Source organism: Devosia sp. FJ2-5-3 (assembly GCF_029201545.1).
Taxonomy (GTDB): Bacteria; Pseudomonadota; Alphaproteobacteria; order Rhizobiales; family Devosiaceae; genus Devosia.
Genome location: NZ_CP104007.1, coordinates 2,052,481 through 2,077,823, shown reverse-complemented (window position 1 = coordinate 2,077,823; position 25,343 = coordinate 2,052,481). Strand labels below are relative to the sequence as shown.

The following is a 25,343-nucleotide window of genomic DNA, read 5'->3' as shown; positions in this document are numbered from 1 at the left end:
ACAACCATTTCGCCCAATGCCGCAGCCATGGAAATCTGTTGTGACGGAGATGCTTCCGCCAGCGCAGGCGCAGCGTCGGCGGAAAGAAGAGCTTCCCGCCGCATGCTGAGCCCGCCGCCTATTCCACTGTCACCGACTTCGCCAGGTTTCGCGGCTGGTCGACGTCCGTGCCCATGAAGACGGCGGTGTGGTACGCCAGGAGCTGGACCGGAATGGTGGCGAGTATCGGCGCCACGAAACTGTGGACATGCGGGATGATGATGGTCTCCGCAACGCCCTGTCCGACGCTGGCAGCGCCGACGGCATCGGTGATGAGAATGATCTTGCCGCCCCGTGCGGAAACCTCCTGCATGTTCGAGAGGGTCTTGTCGACCAGCTCGTCGGATGGCGCCACGACGATGACCGGCATGGCTTCGTCGACGAGGGCTATGGGGCCATGCTTCAGCTCACCTGCAGCATAACCTTCGGCGTGTATGTAACTGATTTCCTTCAGCTTTAACGCACCTTCCATGGCGATTGGGAACATCGGCCCACGGCCGAGATAGAGCACATCCTTGGCCTTGGAGAGGCCCTTGGCGATCTCGGCGATCTGGCTTTCCGCGCCCAGTGCCGTCGACACGGCAGACGGCAGCGCCACAAGCGCCTGGACCAGCTCCTGCTCCTGCTCGACACTGATGACGCCACGGGCGCGGCCGGCGGCGATGGCAAGGCTGGCCAGCGCAGTCAGCTGGGCCGTGAGGGCCTTGGTGGAGGCAACGCCGATTTCAGGACCGCAGAGAATGGGAAAGACCACGCCCGATTCCCGGGCGATGGTGGATTCGGGCGTGTTGACGAGGCTTGCCACATGTTGGCCCTGCCCGGCGCAATAGCGCAGTGCCGCCAGCGTGTCGGCGGTCTCGCCGGACTGGGAGATGAAGAGCGAGAGGCCATTGGCGTCGAGCGGCGGCTCGCGATAGCGGAATTCGCTCGCCACATCGATATCGACCGGCAGGCGCGCATAACGCTCGAACCAGTATTTGGCCACGGCCCCTGCATAATAGGCGGTGCCACAGGCGCTGATCGTGAGGCGGGTGAGATCGGAGAAATCGAACGGCAGTTCCTCGCGGATGGCCACCTTCTCGGCGCCCATGTCCACATAATGGCTGAGCGTGTGGGAAATGGTCTGCGGCTGCTCGTAGATTTCCTTGGCCATGAAATGGCGGTGATTGCCCTTGTCGACCAGCAGCGCCGAGGCCTGCGACAGCATCTGCTCGCGCTGGACGAGATTGTCGCGACCGTCGCGGATGGTCACGCCCTGGGGGGTGATGACGGCCCAGTCGCCATCTTCGAGATAGGTGAGGCGCGAGGTAAACGGCGCCAGGGCCATCGCGTCGGAGCCTAGATACATCTCGGTGTCGCCATAGCCGATGGCCAGCGGCGCGCCGTGGCGGGCGGCAATCAGCAAGGCGCTTTCGCCCTTGAACAGGAAGGCCAGGGCAAAGGCGCCCTTGAGCTTTTTGAGGGTGCGCGCGACGGCCAGCTCGGGATCGGCCCCATTGGCCAGCTCGCGGCTGACCCAGAGCGCCACCGATTCCGTATCGGTCTGGGTCTGGGGCAGATAGCCGTCCTGGGCGAGATCGGCGAGGAGCTCGCGGAAATTCTCGATGATGCCATTGTGCACGACCGCCACGCGCTCGGTGGCATGAGGATGGGCATTGATTTCGGTGGGGGCGCCATGGGTGGCCCAGCGGGTGTGGCCGATGCCGACATTGCCGTCCAGGGGCTCGAAATTGAGCTTTTGCGCGAGATTGCCCAATTTGCCCTCAGCCCGGCGGCGGGTGATCGCCCCGGCTTCGAGCGTTGCCACGCCGGCACTGTCATAGCCGCGATATTCCAGGCGCTTCAGCGCATCCACCAGGCGACCCGCAACAGGGGCGCTTCCGACAATCCCGACTATCCCGCACATGTCATTTCCCCTTGGCGGCTTTGCGCGCCAGCGCTTTTTCGCGAAGCCGGGCCGCATAGCCAGGCTTGTTCTCCTGCCGGGCCCGGCCAAGCGCCAGGGCACCATCGGGCACGTCCTCGGTGATGACGCTGCCCGAAGCAGTGTAGGCGCCATTGCCGATACGGACCGGCGCCACCAGCGAGGCATTGGAGCCGATAAAGGCATTGTCCCCGATGGTGGTCTTGTCCTTGTTCACACCGTCATAATTACAGGTGATGGTGCCGGCACCGATATTGGTCTTTTCCCCGATCTCGGCGTCACCGAGATAGGAGAGGTGGCCGGCCTTGGTGCCGGCGCCGATTTTCGATTTCTTGACCTCGACGAAATTGCCCAGATGCACGTCCGGTCCCAATTCCGCACCCCCACGAATGCGCGCAAAGGGACCGATCGTCGCCCCCTCCCCGATCCGGGCATCTTCGATATCGCAGAAGGCCCGGATTTCAACATTATCGGCGATGGTTACGCCGGACCCAATAACTACATTGGGGAAGATGGTGACGTCCCGGCCTATCTCGGTATCCCAGGAAAACCAGGTGCTGGCGGGATCGCGCAGGGTGACGCCGGCCTTCATGAAATCCTCGCGGCGCGTCTCCTGGAACAGGGCCTCGGCTCGCGCCAGCTGGCTGCGATCGTTGACGCCCATGACGTCGTTTTCAGGGGCTATGCCGTAGCCGACGGACTTTCCGGCAGCATTGGCCAGCTCGACGAGGTCCGGCAGGTAATATTCGCCCTGGGCGTTGTCATTGCCGACCTTGTCGATGAGATCGCGAAACACTTCGGCGCGGAAAGCGAGGATGCAGGCATTGCAGAGGCCAATCCGGCGCTCTTCCTCGGTGGCGTCCTTGTGCTCGCGAATAGCCAGCAGGCGCTCGCCGTCGGTGATGAAGCGGCCATAGCCCGTGGGGTCCTTGGGTTCAAATCCAAGGATCGCCACGTCTAGGCCGGCATCGAGCCGGTCGATGACGGTGCGGAAATTGACGCCGCGCAGCAGCGGATGATCGCCATAAACGACCGCGACATAGCCGGTGGCAGCCTCGAAAAGGTCGCGCGCCATGGAGGCGGCATGGGCCGTGCCCTTGGCCTCGGGCTGCTCGAAATGAAGAATATCGGGCTCCAGCGCCGATACCCGGTCGCGGATTTCCTGATGACGAGGACCGGTGACGAGGGCGACCCGCGAGGACCCTGCTTCCCGCGCCGCGCGCGCCACATGGGCGATGATCGGGAGGCCGCCGACGGGATGGAGAACCTTGGGGGTGCGCGACTTCATCCGCGTCCCCTCGCCCGCTGCGAGAATGATGGAAAGCAGTTCGGTCATGCACATACTCCGCCTCGGGCGGCTTCTCTCCGCCCATTGCTACTATTTTATGGCGGTAACAGTTGGCGAACAGATAACTGATACCCCAGTCTGTAGGGGTAATGCCCTTGATTCGTAGGCATGTCGAGGATCAGACATTGGCGCGCACATCTGAGCAATTTCGTCAGTCGGACGTCCGCAATTGGGGACTGGTCGCCTTGATGTGCGGCGGGCTCGCGGTTTTCGGGGCAAATGTTTCGGCAATATTGCCGTCATCCCTGCTTGTTGGACTGCACACTTCGCACCTCGAAGGAGCTTCCCTGGTGCAGTTGCGGCAGGAAATCGCCGAGTTGCGCACCGAATCGGCCCGGCTCCGCCGCGACAACGAAATCTTCAACGCGCGCTTCTCCCTGCAGGAACAGGCCGGCAGCGACGCGACACGGCGCATCGGCGCGCTCGAGGTGAGCGTACCCCTGCTGATCGAATCCCTGCCCGCAAGCTCGGGCATCGATCGCTCCACCTTTACCGCATCCATCGGCACCCAGAATGGCGAGCTGCTGGCGGCAGAAGGCGGATCGGTCCTCGTGCGCCAGATGCCGCTGCCAAACGCTGCGGCCCAGCTCGACGCCTCCCAGCCCCTGCCCGCGCTGATTGCGGCCGCGGGCTCGAGCACCATCATGCCGGCCGCCCATGGCATTGCCATCGGGCCATCCATCGCCCGGGACGGCGCCACGGCCCAGTGGCGCGACCTCGAAATCCGCCTCGGCTCGGTCCTCGGCGAGCTGACACCGATCATGGCCGACATCGGCTCCACAGGCCAGGCGCGCATCGTCGTCGGCCCGTTTGCGCAGGCCGAAGCGGCGCGCAGCATGTGCCAGCGGCTCGAGCAGATGGACGTCTCCTGCCTGCCCACCGATTACATCGGCACCCGACTGACGCCATAAAGCTGTGGGACAGCGTCAAAGACGCGTATATTCCGCAGATATGAGCCGATTACAGATTGACTCCGAAGGCTGCCTGACTATTTTCCGCCGCAACGCCACACGGCGTTCGGAATGCGCCGGTAGCTCAGTGGTAGAGCATTCGACTTTTAATCGAATGGTCGCGGGTTCGACCCCCGCCCGGCGTACCACTCTTTTCCACCCGATGTTTGCTTCGCCTGCCTTGCGCCGCGCAAGCGCAATGAAGGCCTTCGAGCCACAAGCTCGCCCATCGCCATGACGCACGACCCCGACCCTTACGCCGAACTCGACTATCGCGCCGATGCAGACGAAATGTCCGAGGGCCTGCGCATGCCGATCCGCGTGCGCCACCAGCCGGGACGGCGCGTGCCGCCGCAATCTGGCACTGCCAGAATCGCGCGAAAACCCTAAGATCACCGAGTTCAGCAGCAAAGAGGCGGCATGTCCCAGGACACAATGGATCTGCTCAAGGTGCTTGCCGCGACACTCATCGTGTTCGCGACCAGCACGCTGGTCATGCTCTATGCGATTTTCCTGCTGGCCCAGTATGGCGCCAATCTGCCGATGATCGGCGCGCTGCCGCTGACGGCGCCGCCGGAGCTGGTGCCGCTGCTGGCGCAGAGCCAGGTGTTCTCGACGCTGGCGGCCGTGCACGTGACGGCGACGGGGCTGGCGCTGCTGATGACGAGCAACACCATCGACATGGCGCTCATCATCACCGCCAAGGCGATGACGGTGATCATCACCTCGCTGATCGGCTTTGCCGGCGGGCACATGATCTATCTGCAGATCAACGAGAACACGCCGCTGGCGACCAGCGTGCTGACGCCGGCGGTCATCGCGCTGGCCGGCTATTTCCTGCTGGCCACCGTCCTCAGCGCGCCGGGGCTGCGCCGGTTCGGCAATCTGCGCTTCGTCATCGGGCTGGCATTGATCGTCATGGGCCCGATGCTGCTGGTCTGGCTTTAGGCCGCCAGGGTGACCACCAGGGCGCCCCGCGGCGTCGCCACGATGGTGTGCTCATATTGCACGCATGGCGCCAGCGGATGGGCCACCAGCGTCCACTCGTCGTCATCATCCTTCTGTTCGGCCATCTGGCCGCCCATGGAGAGGAAGGGTTCGATAGTGAAGACCAGGCCATCGGTGATGCGGCGGCGCTCGGACTTGTCGGGCCAGGTGGAGATTTCACCCGGCTCGTCATGAAGGCTGTCGCCGACGCCGTGGCTGGCGAGATTGCGGATCAGCGTATAGCCGCCCTTTTTCGCCAGCTTGCCGATGGCCGTGCCGATATCGGCGAAGGGCGCGCCGGCCTTGACCGCGTTGATCCCCGCCCACATCGCCTTCTTGCCATCGCGGCAAAGGGCTTCGAGACGTGGATCGCCCTTGCCGAGGACGTAGGACGCGCCGCAATCTGCAAAGACCCCGTCCTTTTCGGCCGAGACGTCGATATTGACGAGATCGCCCTCGCGCAGCACGCGGCTGCCCGGAATGCCGTGGGCGATCTCTTCGTTCACCGAAATGCAGGTGTGGCCCGGAAAATCATAGGTGAGGATGGGGGCCGACCGCGCGCCGTTTGCGGCGAGGATTTTTGCCCCGATTTCGTCCAGCTCGAGCGTAGTCATGCCCGGCTGCATCGCCGCCGCCATGGCCTCGCGGGCCACGGCACAGATGCGGCCGATGGCCTTGAGTTTTTCCAGCTGCTCTTCGGTGGTGATGGTCAAGACATCAGGCCTTGTTTGCGAGGTAGTATTTGAGGAGGCCCTGGGTCGAGCTGTCGTGCCCTTCCCCGCTCTGCTGGCCCTGCACCTTGGGCAGCAGCGCCTTGGCGAGCTGCTTGCCGAGCTCCACGCCCCACTGGTCGTAGGAATTGACGTTCCAGATGACGCCCTGGACGAACACCTTGTGCTCGTAGAGCGCGACCAGCGCGCCAAGCGTCTCGGGGGTCAACTGCATGTAAAACAGCGTGTTGGAGGGACGGTTGCCGGGGAACACCTTGTGTGGCGCCAGCGCCTTGATCTCGTCCTTGGAGAGGCCCTGCGCCTTGAGCTCGCCGACGACTTCTTCCTCGGTTTTGCCGAGCATGAGCGCTTCGGACTGGGCGAGCACATTGGCGACCAGCTTGTCGTGGTGCGGCGGCAGGCTTTCGTGCGGCTGGGCGGCGATGAGGAAATCGCAGGGGATGACGTCGGTACCCTGATGGATCAGCTGATAGAAGGCGTGCTGGCCATTAGTGCCGGGCTCGCCCCAGACGATCGGGCCGGTGGACCAGCCAACGGGCTTGCCGCTGAGCGTCACCGACTTACCGTTCGATTCCATGTCCTGTTGCTGCAGATAGGCCGGGAAGCGGCTGAGACGCTGGTCATAGGGCAAGACGGCGTGGGTCGAGAACCCCCAGGCATTGCGATACCAGACGCCCAGCAGACCCATGATGACGGGCAGGTTCTGCTCGAGCGGGGTCTCGAGGAAGTGGCGGTCCATGGCGTCGGCGCCGGCCAGGAATTTTGCAAAATTCTCGTAGCCAACGGCCAGCGCCACGGGCAGGCCGATGGCCGACCAGACGGAATACCGCCCGCCGACCCAATCCCAGAACCCGAAAATGCGGTCTTCCCGGATGCCGAACTTGGCGCAGGCCTCGATATTGGTGGAGACGGCGGCGAAATGGCCCGAAACGGCGTCCTCGCCCAGCGCCTCGGCGATCCACTTCCGCGCCGAATTGGCGTTGGTCATGGTCTCGTCGGTGGTGAAGGTTTTCGAGGCGACGATGAACAGCGTCTTCTTGGGGTCGAGGCGCTTGAGGATGTCGTGGATATGGGCGCCATCGACATTGGAGACGTAATGGGCACGCAAATCAGGCCGCGTATAGGGCTCGAGGGCGAGCGTGACCATGACCGGGCCGAGATCCGACCCGCCAATGCCAATATTGACGATATCGGTGAACTGATCGCCGCCATGGCCGCGGATTTCACCACTGCGAACGGCATTGGTGTAATCCTCGATGGCCTTGAGCACAGCCCGAACGTCGGGCATGACATCCTTGCCGTCGACCTCTACCGGGCGCTCGCCCTGATAGCGCAGCGCCATGTGCATGACGGCGCGGTCTTCGGTGATGTTGATGTGCTCGCCTTCGCACATCTGCACCCGCCGCTCCTCGACGCCGGCAGCGCGCGCCAGATCGAAGAGGGCAGCCATGACCTCTTCGTCGATCCGGTTCTTGGAATAGTCGAGCAGGATGTCTGCGCCGCTTGCCGAAAACCGCCGGAAGCGGTTCGGATCCTCGGCGAACATCAAGCGCATGGGCTGTTCCGCAATCTGCTTTCTGAGCTTGCTCAGAGCCGCGAAACCGTCCTTACGACCAGCTTTAGCCATGACCTTCTATCCCCTTGAAATACTTACAGAACCGGCAGATCGCCTGCGGCCCAGACCGCGCGTGTTTCGGCTGCAAAATCGGCGAGGCGCCCGGCCTCGATAGCGGCGCGAGTGCCCGCGGTGAGTTCTTGATAATAGGCGAGGTTGATCTGGGAAAGCACCATGGCTCCCAAAATCTCTTCCGTCCTGACCAGATGATGAAGATAGGCCCGGCTCCAGCGCCGGCAATTGGGATTTGGCGAGGCCTCGTCGATGGGCCGCGGGTCGTCCTTATGGCGGGCATTCTTGAAATTGATGACGCCGAACCGCGTATAGGCGTGGCCATGGCGGCCGGCGCGGGTGGGGTGCACGCAGTCGAACATGTCGATACCCCGCTCGATGCCGCCGAGAATATCGTCGGGCTTGCCGACGCCCATGAGGTAGCGCGGACGGTCTTCCGGCAATTCGGGCGTGATGTTGGAGAGCACGCGGAACATGACTTCCTGCGGCTCGCCTACGGCAAGGCCGCCAACGGCGTAGCCGTCAAAGCCGATCGACTTCAGCCCTTCGGCGGAGCCCACGCGCAAGTCCGGATCATCGCCGCCCTGCACGATGCCGAACAGAGCGCGGTTCTTCTGGTTGTTGAAGGCGGTCTTGGAGCGATCGGCCCAGCGGAGCGAGAGCTCCATGGCGCGCTCGATTTCCTTGCGCTCTGCGGGAAGCGAAATGCACTCGTCGAGCTGCATGATGATGTCGCTGTCGAGCAGGGTCTGGATCTCGATGGAACGCTCCGGTGTCAACTCATGGGAGGAGCCGTCGATATGCGACTTGAAGGTCACGCCCTTCTCGTTGAGCTTGCGGAGCTTGGCCAGCGACATCACCTGGAAGCCGCCGCTATCGGTGAGGATCGGCCGCTCCCAGTCCATGAAAGTATGCAGGCCACCCAGCGAGGCCACGCGCTCGGCACCGGGGCGCAGCATCAGATGATAGGTGTTGCCCAAAAGGATATCGGCGCCGGTCTCGCGCACCTGTTCGGGATACATGGCCTTGACCGTCCCCGCAGTGCCCACCGGCATGAAGGCTGGGGTGTGGATGGCGCCGCGAGGCGTGTCGATACGGCCGCGCCGTCCCATGCCATCTTTGGCGAGAAGGGAGAAGGTGACCTGTTTGTCTGTCGTCGTGCTCATGGGCCGGGTTCTAGCCGTTTGCCGGTCTGGGGACAATGACCCCGGTGCCGACGATGCCTCCGAATTCTGCCATGTTCACCGGCAGGACTGTTGGAAGTCGATTTCGATTCTTTTCCCGAGGGATTTTCATGCGCTTTATTGCCCTTTTCGCCGCCAGCGCCGCGCTGTTTGCATCAACCGCCATGGTGATCGCCAAGGACAAGACAAGCACTCCGGTGCGCGAGGGAACGTATTTCGGCTCCGGCGAAGGCGATTTGACGGTCAATCTGCGCCATATCGAGAACGATGTTTATGCAATCGGCATCGAGACAATTGTGCCCATCGAGAACGACATGCCCGGCTGCGCGGGCGGGATCGAAGGCGAGATGATCCTCAGCGCTGCCGGGGGCAATTTCTTTGTCGAGAATGAAGACTATGTCGCCGGCTCGGACAATCGGCTGATGAACGAACGCTACTGCGAAGTCGAACTCGTTTTTGATGCCGACGGCTTTCTCGTGATCAACGAGAAGGATGGATGCCTTGCCTATCACGGGGCGGCGTGCGGCTTCTCGGGTACGCTGGTGCACGAAAGCGCGGCTGGCTGAGCACGCCGCTGCGAGGCGGTCAGCGGACCGCCTCGATCGCATTCATGCCGAGATTTATGACCCCAAGGATCAGGCCAGCCTCGACGCCGAGGCCGATGACACACACAAGCACGCCAAGCACAGTGCCGATTCCGTCGCGGTTGAGCATGGAGAAGGCGAGGATGCAGAGCCCTATATTGGGCACGGCGTTGACGAACGGGATCGGGATGGTCATCGCTACGCTGATGAGCATGGCGAAGATGCCATAGGGCACATTGGCCCCGGCTCCGGTCAGCACACGCAACCGGGGCCGCGAAAACCGCGCAATGATCGACGTCACCTTCGCGACCTGTTCACTGGCCAGCAGCAGCGGCTTCAGCGGCAGTTTCCGCCGCCCGATAATGCCGGGGAGACGGATGGGCCGGTTGAGCACCATGGCCAGGGCCACGGCAAAGGTCGTCCAGGCGATGGTGCCGCCAAAACCCGGCGGACCGGGGATCATGTTGAGCAGGGTCAACATGAGGATCAGCAGGCGATGCGCCTGTGGCCCCATGGCAGCGATGAGATCGGCGAAGGTGAGGTGCGAGGCCTCACCCTCCGCTGAAATGCGCCGCAGCACGGTGATGATGCGGTTGACGTGTCGCGTTATCGGTGTGGACCGAGCGGTCACACCTCGTCCTCGTCGTCGCCGCTCCGATCCCGGAACAGCAGCGAGGAATCGCCATAGGAATAGAACCGGTAACCACCAGCGATCGCATGGGCGTAGGCCGCCTTCATGGTGTTGAGGCCTGAAAAGGCGCTGACCAGCATGAACAAGGTCGACTTGGGCAGGTGGAAATTGGTCATCAGCAAATCGACGGTGCGGAAGCGGAAGCCCGGCGTGATGAAGATGTCGGTATCGCCCATGAAGGGCTGCAACGTGCCGGTTGCGCGCGAGGCGGTTTCGAGGAGGCGCAGGCTGGTGGTGCCGACGGCAACGACGCGACCACCGGCAGCACGGCGGGCGTTGATGCGTTCGACCGTTGCCTGGTCGATCTCGCCCCATTCTGAATGCATGACGTGATCGTCGGTGTCGTCCGCCTTCATCGGCAGGAAGGTCCCTGCCCCCACATGCAGCGTCACCCGCTCGATGGTGACGCCGAGATCGGAAATCTGCTGGAGCAGTTTTTCGGTGAAATGGAGGCCAGCCGTCGGCGCGGCCACGGCCCCATCCTCGGCGGCATAGACGGTCTGGTAGTCGACCTTGTCGCGCTCTTCGACGTCGCGCTTGGCCCCGATATAGGGCGGCAGCGGCATGGCGCCGTGCGACTTGATGGCCTCGTCGAGCTCAGCCCCGCCCAGCTCGAACTCCAGCGTTATCTCTCCGGTGTCGCCCTTGCCCGCCACACGGGCGCGCAGGGCGTCGGCGTCGCCATTGCCGAGCTCCAGCTCATCGAGCAGCGCGAGCTTTTTGGCCGGACGGGCAAAGGCACGCCAGGTATGAGCATCGACGCGCTTGTGGAGGTTGAACGACACATTGGCCCGCAACTCCCCGCGCACCCGCGTACCCCTGAGCTCGGCCGGCAGGACACGGGTGTCGTTGACGACAAGCACGTCGCCGGGCTGCAGGAGGGTCAGCAGATCGGGGATGTGCCGGTCTTCAATGGGCTCGCCCGGACGCACGAGCAAGAGCCGCGCGCTATCGCGGGGCTCGGCCGGATGAAGGGCGATAAGGTTCTCGGGCAGGTCGAAGTCGAATTCTGATACGCGCATGCCGCCTCGTTAGCATTTCTTGCCCCAGGCCGAAACGGGTCAGATGCGGCGAAGTTGCCGGGTTTTCAGAAGATGCGGATCATAAGGGCACCGGCGACGAGGAGCGCCGCACCGGCAAGCCGCCCCATGGAAATCTCGCGGACGGCCATGCCCATGAAGCCGATCTTGTCGAGCAGCATGCCGCCTACCAATTGCCCGGCGACGGACAGCGCCATGACCGCCGCCGCCCCGATCATCGGCGTCAGCATGATGTTGGAAAAGACGTAGATCGCGCCGAGCAGGCCCCCGGCCACGAAGGTCCAGGGCGCGGGGGCGCCGAAATTGATCGGGATATCTGCGAAGTGGCTATAGGCGAAGGCGATGGCCCAGAGCACGACCGCGCCGGCCACGAACGAGACGCCGGCCGCGGCAATAGGCACGTTCAACGCGCGGCCGAGCTGGGCGTTGATCGGCGCCTGGGTGGCGATGCAAGCGCCTGCGACAATGCCGAGCAGCGCCCAGAGGATCGTTTCCATGCGCACCTAAAGCTCCTGAACAGCCGACAACAAAAAGCCCCCCGGCCGCAGGCCGAGGGGCTCAATCATTGCCACGAGTCGGGCTTAGGCCGCGATATCTGCGGCGACCTTGACCGAGATCATCTTGTCCGGATTGACGACGGGCTCGCCGCGCTTGATCTGGTCGACATTTTCCATGCCTTCGACGACCATGCCCCAGACGGTGTACTGGCGGTCGAGGAAGCGGGCGTCGTCAAAGCAGATGAAGAACTGCGAATTGGCGCTGTCCGGGTTCTGGGCGCGGGCCATGGAGGCGACACCGCGGACATGCGGCTCGGCGCTGAACTCGGCCTTGAGATCGGGATACTGCGAACCGCCGGTACCGCGGCCCTGCGGGCAGCCGGTCTGGGCCATGAAGCCCTCGATCACGCGGTGGAACACGATACCGTCGTAGAAACCTTCACGCGCCAGCTTCTTGATGTGGGCGACGTGGTTCGGTGCCAGGTCAGGACGCATCTCGATGACGACATTGCCCTTGGTGGTTTCGATGACGAGGGTGTTTTCGGGATCGGCGTAATCGGCCATTTTCTAAAGCTTCCTTTTTCGGATGGTGCCCGGATGTAGGCGGGATGAATGGCAAGCGCAAGGCAGGAGCGCCATTCACTAGAGGGTGTGGGCCACCACCTGCCCGTTGCGGAGGGTAATGATCCGGTCTGCCCTGCGGGCGAGATCGTAATTGTGCGTGGCGATCAGCGCAGCGGCGCCCTCACTGCGGATCAGCGACTGCAGCGCCTGGAACACCCGGTCGCTCGTTTCGGGGTCGAGATTGCCGGTGGGTTCATCGGCCAGGATCACCCGGGGGTGATTGGCGGCCGCGCGGGCGATGGCCACACGTTGCTGTTCGCCGCCGGACAGTTCCGCCGGGCGGTGGTCGCCACGATGGCCGACCCCGAGCAGCTCGAGCAATTCCTGCGCCCGCACCTTTGCCGCTTCTGGCCCCTGACCGGCAATCAATTGCGGCATGGCAACATTCTCGAGCGCCGAGAATTCGGGCAGCAGATGGTGGAACTGATAGACATAGCCGACAGTCGAGCGCCGCAATTGCGTGCGGCCGCGGTCATTGAGCCCGCTGGTCTTGACCCCGACGATCTCGACTTCCCCCGCCTGTGGTGGCTCGAGCAGGCCGCAAAGATGCAACAGGGTCGATTTGCCGGCGCCCGAGGGCGCGACCAGCGCAACCAGCTCGCCGCTTTCGACAACCATGTCAGCAGCATCGAGCACGCGCACCATGCGCTCGCCTTCGCCATAATGCCGGTGGACACCCGAAAGGCGCAGATGGGGACTATTCATAGCGCAGCGCCTCTACTGGATCATATTGGGCGGCGCGCCAGGCCGGATAAAGCGTGGCGAGGAAGCTTAAACCCAGGGCCAGGGACACGACCACGGCAACTTCCACCGGATCGGTCTTGCTCGGCAGGGCCGAGAGGAAGAACACTTCCGGCGGGAAAAGCGCAATGCCAAGCGTATTGGAAATGGCGGCGCGCAGCGTTTCGGCATTGGCGGCGACGATCAACCCCAGCACCAGTCCGCTGAGCGTACCGATCACGCCGATTGTGGTGCCAGTGATGGAAAAGATGCGCATGATCGCCCCGCGCGTGGCGCCCATTGTGCGCAGCACGGCGATATCCTTGCCCTTGTCCTTCACCAGCATGACGAGGCTGGAGATGATGTTGAAGGCCGCCACGAGGATGATCATCGAGAGGATGGTGAACATCACCACGCGCTCGACCTGCAGCGCCGAAAAGAAGGTTTCGTTGCGCTGCTGCCAGTCGGTCAGCACCATGGGACGCAGCTCGGTCTTGGCCTGCAGGCGTTCGCGCATGGTGGTAATGGCGTCGGGGTTCTGGATGAAGATTTCAACGGCCGAGGCCTGGCCGACGCGCTCATAGGCGGCGTCGATTTCCTCGTCGCTGGCCATCGGATCGAGCGGGCCCATGCCGGGCTTGAGGACGTCTTCGTAGAGCTTGAAATAATCCTGCGCCGGTTCGAGCGGCATATACATGAAATAGCTGTCGAACTCGACCATGCCGACATTGAAGATGACGTTGACCGGATAGGACCGGATCTGCGGGGTCGAACCGAAAGGCGTCATGGCACCGTCGGGATTGATGATCTGCACCTGGTCGCCAATGGTGACGCCCAGCGTCTGGGCCAGGCGATAGCCGATGGCGACGCCATTGACCTCGTCCCAATTGTCATAACCACCGAGCTCGGCCGAATTGTAGAGCAGGCTCAGCTTCTTGAGGTTTTCCTCATCCATGCCGCGAACGCTGACGCCCGCAGAACTGCCCCGCCCCGAAGCGAGCACCTGGCCCTCGACGAAGTACACCGCATAGGTAACGCCCTCGACGGTCTCGATGGCGTCCACAGTGTCCTTGTAGTCGGTGAATTTGCTCTCGATGGGAAAGGCCGTGAAATGGCCATTGAGCCCCAGGATCTTGTCCAGGAGCTCGGCGCGAAAACCGTTCATCACCGACATCACCACGATGAGCGTGGCAACGCCGATGGCCACGCCAACCATGGTGAGGCTGGCGATGACCGAAATGAAGGCTTCCTTGCGCCGCGCGCGCAGATAGCGCCCAGCAATCATCCATTCGAACCGGGCAAAGGGTCGATTTGCCCGGTTAGCCGGGGCCTGCTGAGCGCCTTGGGTCAAATGTCGTCCATCCGCTGGGGTTCGATGAGGGCGCGCAGGCGTTCGACTGCGGCAGAGATCGGCAGCGTCTCGCGCTCACCGCTCTTGCGATGCTTGATCTCGACTTCGCCCGATTTAAGGCCGCGTGGCCCCAGGATAATCTGGTACGGGATGCCGATCAGGTCGGCGGTGGCAAACTTGCTGCCCGCCGGCTGGTCGCGGTCGTCATAGAGCATGTCGAGACCAGCGGCCGTCAGCTCGCCATAGAGCTTGTCGCAAGCGGCGTCGGTATCGGCATCGCCGGCCTTGAGGTTGATCAGCACGGCCTCGAACGGCGCGACGGAAACCGGCCAGACAATGCCGTTCTCGTCGTGGCTCGCCTCGATGATCGCCGGCACGACACGGGTCGGCCCAATGCCATACGATCCCATGTGAACGGGAACGTTCTTGCCATCGGCGCCGGTGACTTCTGCCTTCATCGGCTCGGAATACTTCGTGCCGAAGTAGAAAATGTGGCCGACCTCGATGCCGCGCGCCATGAGTTGCTTGTCGGCAGGCACGGCTTCACGGAACGCTTCCTCGGTCGTCATTTCGTCCGTGGCGGCGAACAGCGACGTCCAGTCCTTGAAGATCGGGTCGAGATCGCCGCGGTAGTCGGTGTCGATCGCCGGAATGGTCTTGTTCAGCAGGTCCTTGTCGAGGAACACGCCGCTTTCGCCGGTGTCGGCCAGCACGTGGAACTCATAGGAGAGATCGCCACCGATCGGGCCGGTATCGGCGCGCATCGGGATACCCACGAGGCCCATGCGCCGGAAAGTGCGCAGATAGGCCACGAACATGCGCTGGAACGCCTTGACGGCGGCGGCCTCGTCCAGATCGAAGGAATAGGCGTCCTTCATCAGGAATTCGCGCGACCGCATCGTGCCGAAGCGTGGACGCACCTCGTCGCGGAACTTCCACTGGATGTGGTAGAGGTTCAGCGGCAGATCCTTGTAGGACTTCACATAGGTCCGGAAGATGTCGGTGATCATCTCCTCATTGGTGGGACCATAGAGGAATTCGCGCTCGTGCCGATCCTCGATGCGCAGCATTTCCTTGCCATAGGCTTCGTAACGGCCGGACTCGCGCCAGAGATCTGCTGACTGGATGGTCGGCATCAAAAGCTGCACCGCGCCAGAGCGGTTCTGCTCCTCCTCGATGATTTTCTGGACCTTCATCAGAACCTTGTAGCCAAGGGGCAGCCAGGAATAGAGGCCAGAGGCCTGCTGGCGGATCATGCCTGCCCGCAACATCAGGCGATGGGAAACGATCTCGGCTTCTTTCGGCACATCGCGGAGCACCGGCAGAAAATAGCGGGAAAGGCGCATGGGAACTCCGGAAGTTACGCGCTTCGACTCATGGGTTTGTTGATGCCCACTCAGAGCCCAACCGTCCATACGTTTCAAGCATGCTAGCTATGCAGAATCCACGTGACAGGATGAAATTCTGTTGTTAGGTTCCCCGCACAATAAAACGAAGCGGCTTAAACCGCTGTACTTCGACAACGTCAAGGGAGGAGCGTTGGCTGCCGCCTCGTAGCGTGCCTAAGACCAACGTATTGTCGAACCAACTCAATCAAGCAGGGCCTAGTGCCCTGCTTTTTTGTTAGAAAGCAATGACTTATGGCAAATGCTTCAGATCTCAGGGCCATTGCGATGAGCCTCGACGGCACCGAAGAGCGGCCCCATTTCGACCGGGCGGCCTTCCGCGTGAAGCGGATTTACGCCACCCTCGCGGCAGATGGTCTCATGGCCAATGTAAAGTTGTTGCCCGACGAACAGTTGCTCAAATGCGAAGTGGCCTCCGAGATCTTCAGTCCTGTGCCCAATGCATGGGGCAAACAGGGCTGGACGCTCGTGGACTTGCATGAGGCCAACATCGATGATCTGCGCGCTGTGCTTGAAATGGCCCATGCACACGCCGTGCGATGAGCCGCGCCGACGGTGATCGGGCCGAGCCATCGGGCTACCGGCGGAGGGTAATAAAAAACCCGCCCTGACATGCGCCGGGCGGGTCATCAGAAACCGGATCAGCGGTTCCAGTAGCGGTGAAGCGTCTCGTTGGACATGCCCCAGAACAACAGGGCGGTCACCACGATCGCAATGCCGGTTGCGAGGAGCATCTTAAACCCCAGGCGCGGCAGCAGGGGTGCGCCCGGGTCCCCGCCGCTGACCACCTCGGACCCTGTCTCGTGGTGGCTGTGCGAGCCGATTGGCAGCACCGCCACAAACGATAGCCACCAGATAATGAAGAAGACCGCGACGAGCGACATGTACTGCATGACGTCTATTATCCGTTAGGACGGGCACGAGCGATAGCTGCTAACTTGTCGCGCCCGTACACCATTACACGCGGTGAACGAAGACGTTCACATTCGGCTTGCGGCCCCAAAAACCATTGATCTCGTTCCGGATGGCCTTGAAGAGCGCCGAACCGAGGACGTCGGGGTCCGAGCGACGCTTTGGCGGCATGGACTTGAGAACGCCGCCGACCGTGTCCTCGACCAGATCGACGATGGATTCGTCCTCGGTTTCAGGCAGGCCTTCGATGACATATTGCGGGCCGGAGACGACGTGGCCGCTGGAATTGACGCAGAGGCTGACCACGACATGGCCGCCGAACGACAGGCGGCGACGGCCTTTGACGCCACTTTCTTCCGGCGTGCAGAGCACCAGGCCATCGAGATAGAGCTCGCCGGTGCGAACTTCGGCGGGATGGGTCATGGGCTCGGGGAAGAGCCGGACCATGTCGCCATTGCGCGCTTCGCAGACATTGGGGATGCCCTCTTCGCGACCCAGCTTGGCATGGGCGGCAAGATGCATGGCTTCGCCGTGAACCGGCACGAGCACTTCCGGCTTCACCCATTTGTAGAGCTGGCGCAGCTCGTCGCGGCGCGGGTGGCCGGTGACGTGCACAAGAGCATCGTTCTGGGTGATGAGCTCGACGCCTTTGTCGATCAGCAGGTTCTGGATATCGATGACTTCGCGCTCATTGCCCGGAATGGCCCAGGACGAGAAGATCATCCGATCGCCGGCATTGAGATCGATGACCGGGTGGTCACCGCGCGCGATACGGGCGATGGCGGCGCGCGCTTCGCCCTGGCTGCCTGTACAGATCAGCACGCATTTGTCGCGCGGCACAGACTTGTAGGCATCCTGGTCGAGCACGGGCGGCAGGCCTTCGAGCATGCCCAGTTCCTTGGCGATGCCCATGATGCGGTGCAGCGAGCGCCCCGACATCACCACCTGGCGACCGTTCTGATGGGCCGCCCGCACGATGGAAACAACGCGACCGACATTGGATGCGAAGGTGGTGACGGCGACGCGATGCGGTGCCTCGGCGATCAGAGCGGCCAGCGTCGCGCCGATTTCGGCCTCGCTCGGGCTCTGGCCATCCTTCATGGCATTGGTCGAGTCGCAGACCAGCGCGAGCGGCAGGTCCGATTCCGTGCCGATAGCCTGGAGGCGTGCAAAATCGGTCGGAGCGCCCATGGTCGGGGTCGGATCGAGCTTCCAGTCACCAGTATGCAGCACGCGGGCGACGGGCGTGGTGATCAACAGCGCATTGGCCTCGGGGATCGAGTGCGCGACGTTGATCGGCTCGATGGTGAACGGGCCGACCGTAAACGGCTTGCCCGGGCGCATGATGGTGACATCGACATTCTCGACGATGCCGTCGCCTGCCCGCTTGGCCGCCAGCATGGAGGCGGTGAACTGGGTGGCATAGACCGGCTTGTCGAACACGGGCCACAGATCGAGCACGGCGCCGTAATGGTCTTCGTGGCTGTGTGTCAGCACGAGCGCGAGGACGTCGTCGGCATTCTCCTCGAGAAACTCGGGATTGGCCATGATCAGTTCGATTCCGGGCAAATCGGGTCCGCCAAAGCTGACGCCGCAATCGACGACGATCCATTTGCGCGAACGCGCCGGACCGAAGCCGTACGCTGCCATGTTCATGCCGATTTCGCCGACGCCGCCAAGCGGCACGAAGACAAGCTCATCCCTTGGGGATTTGGCCATGGGTCATTCTATCCTTGTTCTGGCCGGACGCCGCGCGAACTCTGGTCGCCGGTCGCCCTGCCCTGTAGTGGTCAGCTTTGGGCGCTGGCCGTTGCCCCAAAATGGACGTCGCCGGCGGTGATGGCGATGCGCGCGCCTTCATCGTCGCGCATGATCAGCCGCCCGGCGGAATCGATCGTTTCAAAGATGCCGCGTCGCACGACACCATCCTGTGTGACGGCGACCGGAGCCCCCAATCCTGCGGCCGAATGGCGCCAGAGATCGAGCACTGCTGCGATACCCTTGCCATCGGCCCACAGGCCGAATGCTTCGACCCAAGCCTCGGACAAGGCTTCGAACACATCTTCTGCGGAACGCTCTATGCCGAGCGCCCGGAGAGAGGTCGCTGGATAGGGCAAATCGGAAGGCGCTGCAACGACGTTGACTCCAATACCAATGACAATGGCTTGTCTGCCGTCAGTCGTCCGAGCCGCCTCGAGCAATATGCCCGCAAGCTTGGCGCCATCGGCCAACACATCGTTCGGCCATTTGAGGGCGACGCGCGAGCGCCCATCCATGTCATCGGCACCATCAATGCCAATCTTGACCATTCCATTGGGAAGAATCTTGCCCAGCGCTGTGTTCAGCGCAACACCGGCGACGAAGCCAAGGGTCGCCACGATATTGGGATCGGCATCGGGAATGACAAGCAGGCTTGCTGCAAGATTGCCGGGCGTCGAGTGCCAGGCCCGGCCGCGTCGGCCCCGCCCTGCGGTCTGCTGCAGTGCCGCAAACCAGATCCCGCCCGGATCACCCGCGGCTGATGCCGCGAGTGCTTCAGTGTTCGTGGAGCCAATTTCGTCGAAGCCGGCGACGCGGTATCCCGCGGCCCTGGCCTTGGCGCCAAGGGTAAAACGCGCCACCTAGAACAGGCTTCCCGCGGCAGTCTGCGCCAAGGCGGTCAGCGGATTGCCGATGGTGAAGTAGTAGGTGATGACGAGGAAGCCACTTGCGGCAAGAATGACGTTCAGTTCGCCCGGCACGGCCAGGAACTGGCTCTTGGGCTCATCGAAATACATCGTCTTGATCACGCGGAGATAATAATAGGCGCTGACCGCCGAAGCGAGCATGCCGATCACCGAAAGCACGTAGAGATTGGCTTCGATGGCGGCAAGGAACACCTGCCACTTGGCAAAGAACCCAGCCAGCGGCGGCATGCCGATCAGCGAGAACATGAGCACGGCCATGATCGCGGCCACGAAAGGACGCGCCTGGGCGGCACCGGCCATGTCGTCGATGTTCTCGACATAGCCGTTCTCGGTGCGCAGCGACAGGATACAGGCGAAAAGCCCGGCGGTCATGATCACATAGATCGCCATGTAGATCGCGACGCCCTCGACGCCCACCTGCGTGCCCGAGGACAGGCCCACCAGCGCAAAGCCGACGTGACCGATCGAGGAATAAGCGATGAGGCGCTTGATCGACTTCTGGCCGATGGCAGCGAAGGCGGCCAGCACCATCGAGGCGATGGACAGGAAGATGACGACCTGTTGCCAGTCCCGGCTGATCGGCTCGAACGTATCCATGACGAGACGGATCATCAGCGCCATAGCGGCCACTTTGGGGGCCATGGCGAAGAAGGCGGTGACCGGCGTCGGTGCGCCTTCATAGACGTCCGGCGTCCACATGTGGAACGGCACGGCCGAAATCTTGAAGGCAACGCCTGCAAGCAGGAACACAAGGCCGAAGATCAGGCCGATGGAACGACCCTCATTGGCAATGGCCACCGAGATGGCGCTGAGATTGGTATGGCCGGTAAAACCATAGATCAGCGAGGCACCATAGAGCAGCATACCCGAGGATAGCGCACCGAGGACGAAATATTTGAGGCCCGCTTCCGATGCCTTGGGGTCATCGCGCTTGATGGCGGCCATGACGTAGAGCGAAAGGGACTGCAGCTCGAGGCCGACATAAAGGCTCATCAGATCATGAGCCGAAACCATGATCAGCATGCCCAGCGTCGCCAGAACGGCGAGCACGGAATATTCGTATTTATGGACGCCGTGCTGTTCGGAATTGTTGCGGGCCAGCAGCAGCGCCAGCACAGCGCCACCGATGACGATCAACTTCATGTAGCGCGAGAACGCGTCGGAGATGAACAGGCCGTTGAAGATGACCCCGTCCGACGGCATCACCGCAATGACCACGCCGGCTGCGAGAAGCAGTCCCATGGACAGCCACGACACGAGGTCGGAGCGTTCCTTGTTGATGACAACGCCCAGGAGCAGCAACACGAGTGCGCCGACTGCCAGAAGCAGCTCGGGATAGGCCGGAGCCAGGCTCGCGAAATCAGTAACGTCAGAGTTCACGTTGGTCTCCTAATGCGCAGCGGGCGCGGCCGCAGCCGGCTGTGCCTCGCCCGTGGGCGCGACATATTCGAGGGGAGCCCGGGCATCAGCCAGGGACACGGCCGGGTCGAGCCCGACCGAAGTGGCATAGTGAGCCACGAGGTTGTTCACCGCTGCAGCGGTCGTGTCGAGGATCGGCGCCGGGTAGAAACCGAAGACGATGATCATCACGATAAGCGGGTAGAGCGTGACCTTCTCGCGCAGATTGAGGTCGAGAATGCCCTTGAGGGATTCCTTGGTCAGCGCACCGAAAATCACCCGGCGATAGAGCCAGAGAGCGTAGCAGGCCGAGAAGACCATGCCGAAGGCCGCGCCGAACGCCACCCAGGTATTCACCTGGAATACGCCGATCATGGTCAGGAATTCACCGACAAAGCCCGACGTGCCCGGAAGCCCGACATTGGCCATGGTGAAGACCATGAAGGCGAAGGCATATTTCGGCATGCGCTCGACAAGGCCGCCATAGGCTTCGATGTCGCGAGTGTGCATGCGGTCATAGATGACGCCGACGGCAAGGAAGAGCGCGCCCGACACCAGACCATGCGAGATCATCTGGAACATGGCGCCCTGGATACCCAGCGCATTGCCCGCGAAGATACCCATGGTCACAAAGCCCATATGCGCCACGGACGAATAGGCGATCAGCTTCTTGATGTCGGTCTGCACCAGCGCCACCACGGAGGTGAGGATGATGGCAGCAACCGAAAGGAAGAAGACGAAATTGGCGAAATAGGCCGAGGCGTCCGGGAACATCGGCAGCGAGAAGCGGAGGAAGCCGTAGCCGCCCAGCTTGAGCAGGATCGCCGCCAGGATCACAGAACCGGCGGTCGGTGCCTCCACGTGCGCTTCCGGCAGCCAGCGATGGAACGGCCACATCGGCATTTTCACCGCCAGCGAGGCGAAGAAGGCCAGCCACAGCCAGAACTGCATGCTCTCCGGGAATTCGTGGGTGAGCAGGCGCGAAATGTCGGAGGTGCCGGCATTCCAGTACATGGCCATGATGGCCAGCAGCATCAGCACCGAACCGACGAAAGTGTAGAAGAAGAACTTGTAGGCTGCCTGGATGCGGCGCTTGCCGCCCCAGATACCGATGATCAGGAACATCGGCAGCAGCGTGCCTTCAAAGAACACATAGAACATCGCCAGGTCGAGCGTGGTGAACACGCCGATCATCAGCATTTCGAGAACGAGGAATACGATCATGTATTCCTTGACCCGATGCTCGATGGATTCCCAGCTAGCCAGGATACAGAACGGCATCAAGAGCGCCGAGAGCACCACGAACAGCACGGAAATGCCGTCGACGCCGACGCGATAGCCAATGCTGTCGCCCAGCCAGTTGTAGTTGACGACGAACTGGAAGCCGGGGTTGGACGGATCGAAGGCCGACCACATCCATAGCGACAGCACCAAGGTCACGACCGTGGTGCCCAGGGCGATCCAGCGGATCGCGCCAATTGCCGTCTTGGGCGAGAGCAGGATCAGCACTGCCCCGAGGAGCGGCAGGAACGTCAGAAGCGTGAGGATAGAATTCTCGAAGGTCATCAGATCAGTCCCCCGGCCGCGATGGCCCAGGTCAGCAGCGCCGCGATGCCGATCAGCATGGCGAAGGCATAATGATAGAGGTAGCCAGACTGCAGCCTGACCACCCAGGAGGTGACGTTCTGCACGCGCCGGCCAAGGCCCTCGGCAATCTTGCCGTCAACCAGCCAGTCATCGAACCCCTTCCAGACCGCGCGGCCGAGCCACAGGGTCGGGCGCACGAAGATGAAATTGTAGAGCTCGTCGAAATACCACTTGTTGAGCAGGAATTTGTAGAGCCCCGGATTGGCGGCAGCCAACCGGCTGGGAACGTCTGGACGTGCGATGTACATGTACCATGCGGCCGCAAAGCCGATGATCATGGAGATGGTCGCGCTCCACTTCACCCATAGCGGCACATGATGGGCCTCTTCGATGATGGCGTGATCGACATAGATCGAACCGGCGAAGAAGTGCTCGATGTGCTCCACGTCGTGGAAGAACATGCCGTAGAACACCGCACCGGCAAGGACCGCGCCGACGGCCAGCACATAAAGCGGCACCAGCATGACGTTGGGCGATTCATGGGCGTGCTCGTAGGCCGAGCCGTGGTGATGGGCATCGTCGTGGCTCACGGCCGCGTGGACGTGATCCTCGAGATTGCTGTCATCGAGTGGCTCATGATGGGTTTCCGCGTCGGCATGCGCCGGCTCGGGATGAGCGGTATGGCTGTGCTGCGCATCGCGCGGCGAGCCGTGGAACGTCAGGTGGATCAGGCGCCACGAGTAGAAGCTCGTGAACAGCGCCGCGACAACCAGCATCCAGAAGGCGAAGCTGCCGACATTGCCACCGACGGCGTAAGCGCTTTCGATGATCGAATCCTTGGAGAAGAAGCCGGCAAAACCGAAATTCGTCCCCGGAATGCCGACGCCGGTCAGCGCCAGCGTGCCGATCAGCATCATCGCGTAGGTGATGGGGATCTTCTTCCTGAGCCCGCCCATGTTCCGCATGTCCTGCTCATGGTGCATGGCGTGGATGACCGCGCCGGCGCCGAGGAACAGGAGAGCCTTGAAGAAGGCGTGGGTGAAAAGATGGAAGACACCGGCCGAATAGGCCCCTGCCCCCAGCGCCACGAACATGTAGCCGAGCTGCGAACAGGTCGAGTAGGCGATGACGCGCTTGATGTCGTTCTGGACGAGGCCAACCGTCGCCGCGAAAAACGCGGTGATGGCGCCGATGATCATCACAACCGTCAGGGCGAAGGGCGAGGTCTCGAACAGCGGCGACAGGCGGGCCACCATGAACACGCCGGCGGTCACCATGGTCGCCGCGTGGATCAGCGCCGACACGGGGGTCGGGCCTTCCATGGCGTCCGGCAGCCAGGTGTGCAGCAGGAACTGTGCCGACTTGCCCATGGCGCCCATGAACAGCAGCAGGCAGATGACCGTCATGGCGTCGAGTTCCCACGCGAGGAACTGGATCACCGGCAGGCCGGTTTCGCCAAACGCACCCGCAGCCTCGAAGGCACCATCGAAATCGATATGGCCGAGGACGAGAAAGGCTCCGAAAATGCCGAGGGCGAAGCCGAAGTCACCGACGCGGTTGACGATGAAGGCCTTCATGGCCGCCGCACTTGCAGAGGGGCGGGTGTACCAGAAACCGATCAGCAGATAGGACGCCAGACCCACGCCTTCCCAGCCGAAGAACATCTGCAGGAAGTTGTCGGCCGTCACCAGCATCAGCATGGCGAAGGTAAAGAGCGAGAGGTAGGCAAAGAAACGCGAGCGATGGGGATCCTCGGCCATGTAGCCGATGGAATAGACGTGCACGAGCGCCGAGACGGTGTTGACCACCACGAGCATGATGGCCGTCAGCGTATCGACGCGGAGCGTCCAGCGCAGGTCCATTTCGCCGACCTGGATCCAGCGCATGACCTCGACCTTGAGCACGGCGGCATGACCATCGCCCACGGCGCCCTCCAGCCCGTCGCCAAAGGCCACGGGAAGGAACACGACCCAGCTCAGCACCGCTGCGATGATCAGCAGTCCGGTGGTGAGGAACTCGCTCGGCCGATGACCGATGCTGCGACCGAGAAGGCCTGCAATTAGCGCCCCGATAAGGGGCAGAAAGACAATCGCCTGAATGATCATAGCGCCAGCCTCAGCCCTTCATCATATTGACGTCTTCAACCGCGATGGAGCCACGGTTGCGATAGAACACGACCAGGATGGCCAGACCGATGGCCGACTCTGCGGCCGCCACGGTGAGGATCATCAAGGCAAACACCTGCCCCTGAAGATCACCCAGCTGCGCGCTGAAGGCGACGAGGTTGAGATTGACCGCGAGGAGGATCAATTCCACCGACATCAGGATGACGATGACGTTCTTGCGATTGAGAAAGATGCCGAACACGCCGAGCGTGAACAGGATGGCCGCAACGGTCAGGTAGTGACCGAGCCCGATTTCCAAGCCCATGATAAACCCCTATAGCCCCTGACCGCTTTTGACTTTGACAACCTTGAGCGTCTCGCTGGCCTTGCGGGCCACCTGATCCACCGGGTTCTGCCGCTTGACATTGGTCTTGTGCCGCAGCGTCAGCACGATCGCACCGATCATGGCCACCAGCAGCACGGCGGCCGCCGTTTGGAACAGGAAGACATAGCGCGTGTAGAGCACCTGCCCGAGCTGACGGGTGTTTTCCATCGTCACATCGATCGGCAGCGAAGCCCCGCCCGAAATATCCGGCGTCACCACATAGCTGCCGGCAACCAGCAGCAATTCGAGCAGCAGCACGATGCCGACCAGAATGCCCACGGGCGCATATTGCAGCATGCCCTGGCGCATCTGTGCGAAATCGACGTCGAGCATCATGACGACGAAGAGGAACAGCACCGCAACGGCGCCGACATAGACGACGATCAGCAGCAGGGAGAGGAATTCCGCGCCCGCCAGCATGAACAGACCCGCCGCGTTGACGAAGGTCAGGATCAGGAACAGCACCGAGTGCACCGGATTGCGCGAGGAGATGACCATGAAGGCCGACGCCACGGCAATCGCCGAGAACAGGTAGAAGAAGAACAGTGGAAGGGTCATGCTCTTCC

At 62.4% G+C, this 25,343-nt stretch carries 25 protein-coding genes and 1 tRNA gene; 6 read left to right on the top strand and 20 right to left on the bottom strand.

What is annotated here, in order from left to right:
- Positions 1–118 precede the first annotated feature (118 nt).
- The gene (gene glmS, locus N0P34_RS10115) at positions 119–1,945 is read right to left on the bottom strand and encodes a glutamine--fructose-6-phosphate transaminase (isomerizing) (protein WP_275606891.1); all 1,827 of its coding nucleotides are present in this window, start codon (positions 1,943–1,945) and stop codon (positions 119–121) included.
- Position 1,946: 1 nt separating this feature from the next.
- Entirely contained in the window at positions 1,947–3,299 is a 1,353-nt protein-coding gene (gene glmU / locus N0P34_RS10110) for a bifunctional UDP-N-acetylglucosamine diphosphorylase/glucosamine-1-phosphate N-acetyltransferase GlmU (protein WP_275606890.1), read from the bottom strand.
- A 302-nt stretch (positions 3,300–3,601) separates the two neighbouring features.
- On the opposite strand from glmU, the gene N0P34_RS10105 reads away from it, so the two are divergent.
- From N0P34_RS10105 to N0P34_RS10090, 4 genes are all read left to right on the top strand, one after another.
- A complete protein-coding gene (locus tag N0P34_RS10105; RefSeq protein WP_275606889.1) occupies positions 3,602–4,222 on the top strand; it encodes a hypothetical protein in 621 nt (206 codons plus the stop codon).
- Positions 4,223–4,335: 113 nt separating this feature from the next.
- Positions 4,336–4,410: transfer RNA gene (locus tag N0P34_RS10100), tRNA-Lys, on the top strand.
- An 85-nt stretch (positions 4,411–4,495) separates the two neighbouring features.
- Entirely contained in the window at positions 4,496–4,651 is a 156-nt protein-coding gene (locus N0P34_RS10095) for a hypothetical protein (protein ID WP_275606888.1), read from the top strand.
- Between the two features lie 30 nt (positions 4,652–4,681).
- Positions 4,682–5,209 carry a hypothetical protein gene (locus N0P34_RS10090; protein ID WP_275606887.1) on the top strand — a complete coding sequence of 176 codons (528 nt, stop codon included), beginning with the start codon at positions 4,682–4,684 and terminating at the stop codon, positions 5,207–5,209.
- On the opposite strand, the gene map is transcribed toward N0P34_RS10090, so the two are convergent.
- Genes map through tgt form a run of 3 tightly spaced genes read right to left on the bottom strand, consistent with a single transcriptional unit; the run spans position 5,206 to position 8,772 of the window.
- A complete protein-coding gene (map, locus tag N0P34_RS10085) occupies positions 5,206–5,961 on the bottom strand; it encodes a type I methionyl aminopeptidase (RefSeq protein ID WP_275606886.1) in 756 nt (251 codons plus the stop codon). The two genes, N0P34_RS10090 and map, sit on opposite strands and share 4 nt — an antisense overlap.
- 4 nt (positions 5,962–5,965) lie before the next feature.
- A complete protein-coding gene (gene pgi / locus N0P34_RS10080; RefSeq protein ID WP_275606885.1) occupies positions 5,966–7,606 on the bottom strand; it encodes a glucose-6-phosphate isomerase in 1,641 nt (546 codons plus the stop codon).
- 23 nt (positions 7,607–7,629) lie between these two features.
- Complete coding sequence (gene tgt, locus N0P34_RS10075) at positions 7,630–8,772, bottom strand: tRNA guanosine(34) transglycosylase Tgt (protein ID WP_275606884.1); 1,143 nt, start codon at positions 8,770–8,772, stop codon at positions 7,630–7,632.
- Between the two features lie 128 nt (positions 8,773–8,900).
- On the opposite strand from tgt, the gene N0P34_RS10070 reads away from it, so the two are divergent.
- Positions 8,901–9,356: a hypothetical protein gene (locus tag N0P34_RS10070; RefSeq protein WP_275606883.1), complete on the top strand. Its 456-nt coding sequence runs from the start codon at positions 8,901–8,903 to the stop codon at positions 9,354–9,356.
- A 19-nt stretch (positions 9,357–9,375) separates the two neighbouring features.
- Here the strand turns inward: N0P34_RS10070 and N0P34_RS10065 are convergent, their stop codons facing one another.
- From N0P34_RS10065 to proS, 7 genes are all read right to left on the bottom strand, one after another.
- The gene (locus tag N0P34_RS10065) at positions 9,376–10,005 is read right to left on the bottom strand and encodes an exopolysaccharide biosynthesis protein (RefSeq protein ID WP_275606882.1); all 630 of its coding nucleotides are present in this window, start codon (positions 10,003–10,005) and stop codon (positions 9,376–9,378) included.
- Positions 10,002–11,087 carry a tRNA preQ1(34) S-adenosylmethionine ribosyltransferase-isomerase QueA gene (queA, locus tag N0P34_RS10060; RefSeq protein ID WP_275606881.1) on the bottom strand — a complete coding sequence of 362 codons (1,086 nt, stop codon included), beginning with the start codon at positions 11,085–11,087 and terminating at the stop codon, positions 10,002–10,004. The genes N0P34_RS10065 and queA overlap by 4 nt, the downstream gene beginning before the upstream one ends.
- Before the next feature lie 65 nt (positions 11,088–11,152).
- Positions 11,153–11,602, bottom strand: a complete 450-nt coding sequence (locus N0P34_RS10055; RefSeq protein ID WP_275606880.1) for a DMT family transporter — start codon at positions 11,600–11,602, stop codon at positions 11,153–11,155.
- An 84-nt stretch (positions 11,603–11,686) separates the two neighbouring features.
- Positions 11,687–12,166, bottom strand: coding sequence for a peptidylprolyl isomerase (locus N0P34_RS10050; protein ID WP_275606879.1), 480 nt, complete (start codon positions 12,164–12,166; stop codon positions 11,687–11,689).
- Between the two features lie 78 nt (positions 12,167–12,244).
- On the bottom strand, positions 12,245–12,931 hold the full coding sequence (locus N0P34_RS10045) for an ABC transporter ATP-binding protein (protein WP_275606878.1): 687 nt from the start codon (positions 12,929–12,931) through the stop codon (positions 12,245–12,247).
- Positions 12,924–14,231 carry an ABC transporter permease gene (locus N0P34_RS10040; protein WP_275606877.1) on the bottom strand — a complete coding sequence of 436 codons (1,308 nt, stop codon included), beginning with the start codon at positions 14,229–14,231 and terminating at the stop codon, positions 12,924–12,926. The genes N0P34_RS10045 and N0P34_RS10040 overlap by 8 nt, the downstream gene beginning before the upstream one ends.
- Before the next feature lie 62 nt (positions 14,232–14,293).
- Complete coding sequence (proS, locus tag N0P34_RS10035; RefSeq protein ID WP_275606876.1) at positions 14,294–15,643, bottom strand: proline--tRNA ligase; 1,350 nt, start codon at positions 15,641–15,643, stop codon at positions 14,294–14,296.
- A 294-nt stretch (positions 15,644–15,937) separates the two neighbouring features.
- On the opposite strand from proS, the gene N0P34_RS10030 reads away from it, so the two are divergent.
- Complete coding sequence (locus N0P34_RS10030) at positions 15,938–16,246, top strand: MmcQ/YjbR family DNA-binding protein (protein ID WP_275606875.1); 309 nt, start codon at positions 15,938–15,940, stop codon at positions 16,244–16,246.
- A gap of 98 nt (positions 16,247–16,344) precedes the next feature.
- Here the strand turns inward: N0P34_RS10030 and N0P34_RS10025 are convergent, their stop codons facing one another.
- From N0P34_RS10025 to N0P34_RS09990, 8 genes are all read right to left on the bottom strand, one after another.
- Positions 16,345–16,596, bottom strand: coding sequence for a DUF1467 family protein (locus tag N0P34_RS10025; RefSeq protein ID WP_275606874.1), 252 nt, complete (start codon positions 16,594–16,596; stop codon positions 16,345–16,347).
- Between the two features lie 64 nt (positions 16,597–16,660).
- Positions 16,661–18,334: a ribonuclease J gene (locus tag N0P34_RS10020; RefSeq protein WP_275606873.1), complete on the bottom strand. Its 1,674-nt coding sequence runs from the start codon at positions 18,332–18,334 to the stop codon at positions 16,661–16,663.
- A 71-nt stretch (positions 18,335–18,405) separates the two neighbouring features.
- Positions 18,406–19,236 carry a biotin--[acetyl-CoA-carboxylase] ligase gene (locus N0P34_RS10015; RefSeq protein WP_275606872.1) on the bottom strand — a complete coding sequence of 277 codons (831 nt, stop codon included), beginning with the start codon at positions 19,234–19,236 and terminating at the stop codon, positions 18,406–18,408.
- Positions 19,237–20,682: an NADH-quinone oxidoreductase subunit NuoN gene (nuoN, locus tag N0P34_RS10010; protein ID WP_275606871.1), complete on the bottom strand. Its 1,446-nt coding sequence runs from the start codon at positions 20,680–20,682 to the stop codon at positions 19,237–19,239.
- A gap of 9 nt (positions 20,683–20,691) precedes the next feature.
- Entirely contained in the window at positions 20,692–22,266 is a 1,575-nt protein-coding gene (locus N0P34_RS10005; RefSeq protein WP_275606870.1) for an NADH-quinone oxidoreductase subunit M, read from the bottom strand.
- Positions 22,266–24,392 carry an NADH-quinone oxidoreductase subunit L gene (gene nuoL, locus N0P34_RS10000; protein ID WP_275606869.1) on the bottom strand — a complete coding sequence of 709 codons (2,127 nt, stop codon included), beginning with the start codon at positions 24,390–24,392 and terminating at the stop codon, positions 22,266–22,268. Before nuoL ends, N0P34_RS10005 begins: the two co-directional genes overlap by 1 nt.
- A gap of 10 nt (positions 24,393–24,402) precedes the next feature.
- Entirely contained in the window at positions 24,403–24,711 is a 309-nt protein-coding gene (gene nuoK / locus N0P34_RS09995) for an NADH-quinone oxidoreductase subunit NuoK (RefSeq protein WP_275606955.1), read from the bottom strand.
- A 15-nt stretch (positions 24,712–24,726) separates the two neighbouring features.
- Positions 24,727–25,335, bottom strand: a complete 609-nt coding sequence (locus N0P34_RS09990) for an NADH-quinone oxidoreductase subunit J (RefSeq protein ID WP_275606868.1) — start codon at positions 25,333–25,335, stop codon at positions 24,727–24,729.
- Positions 25,336–25,343 lie beyond the last annotated feature (8 nt).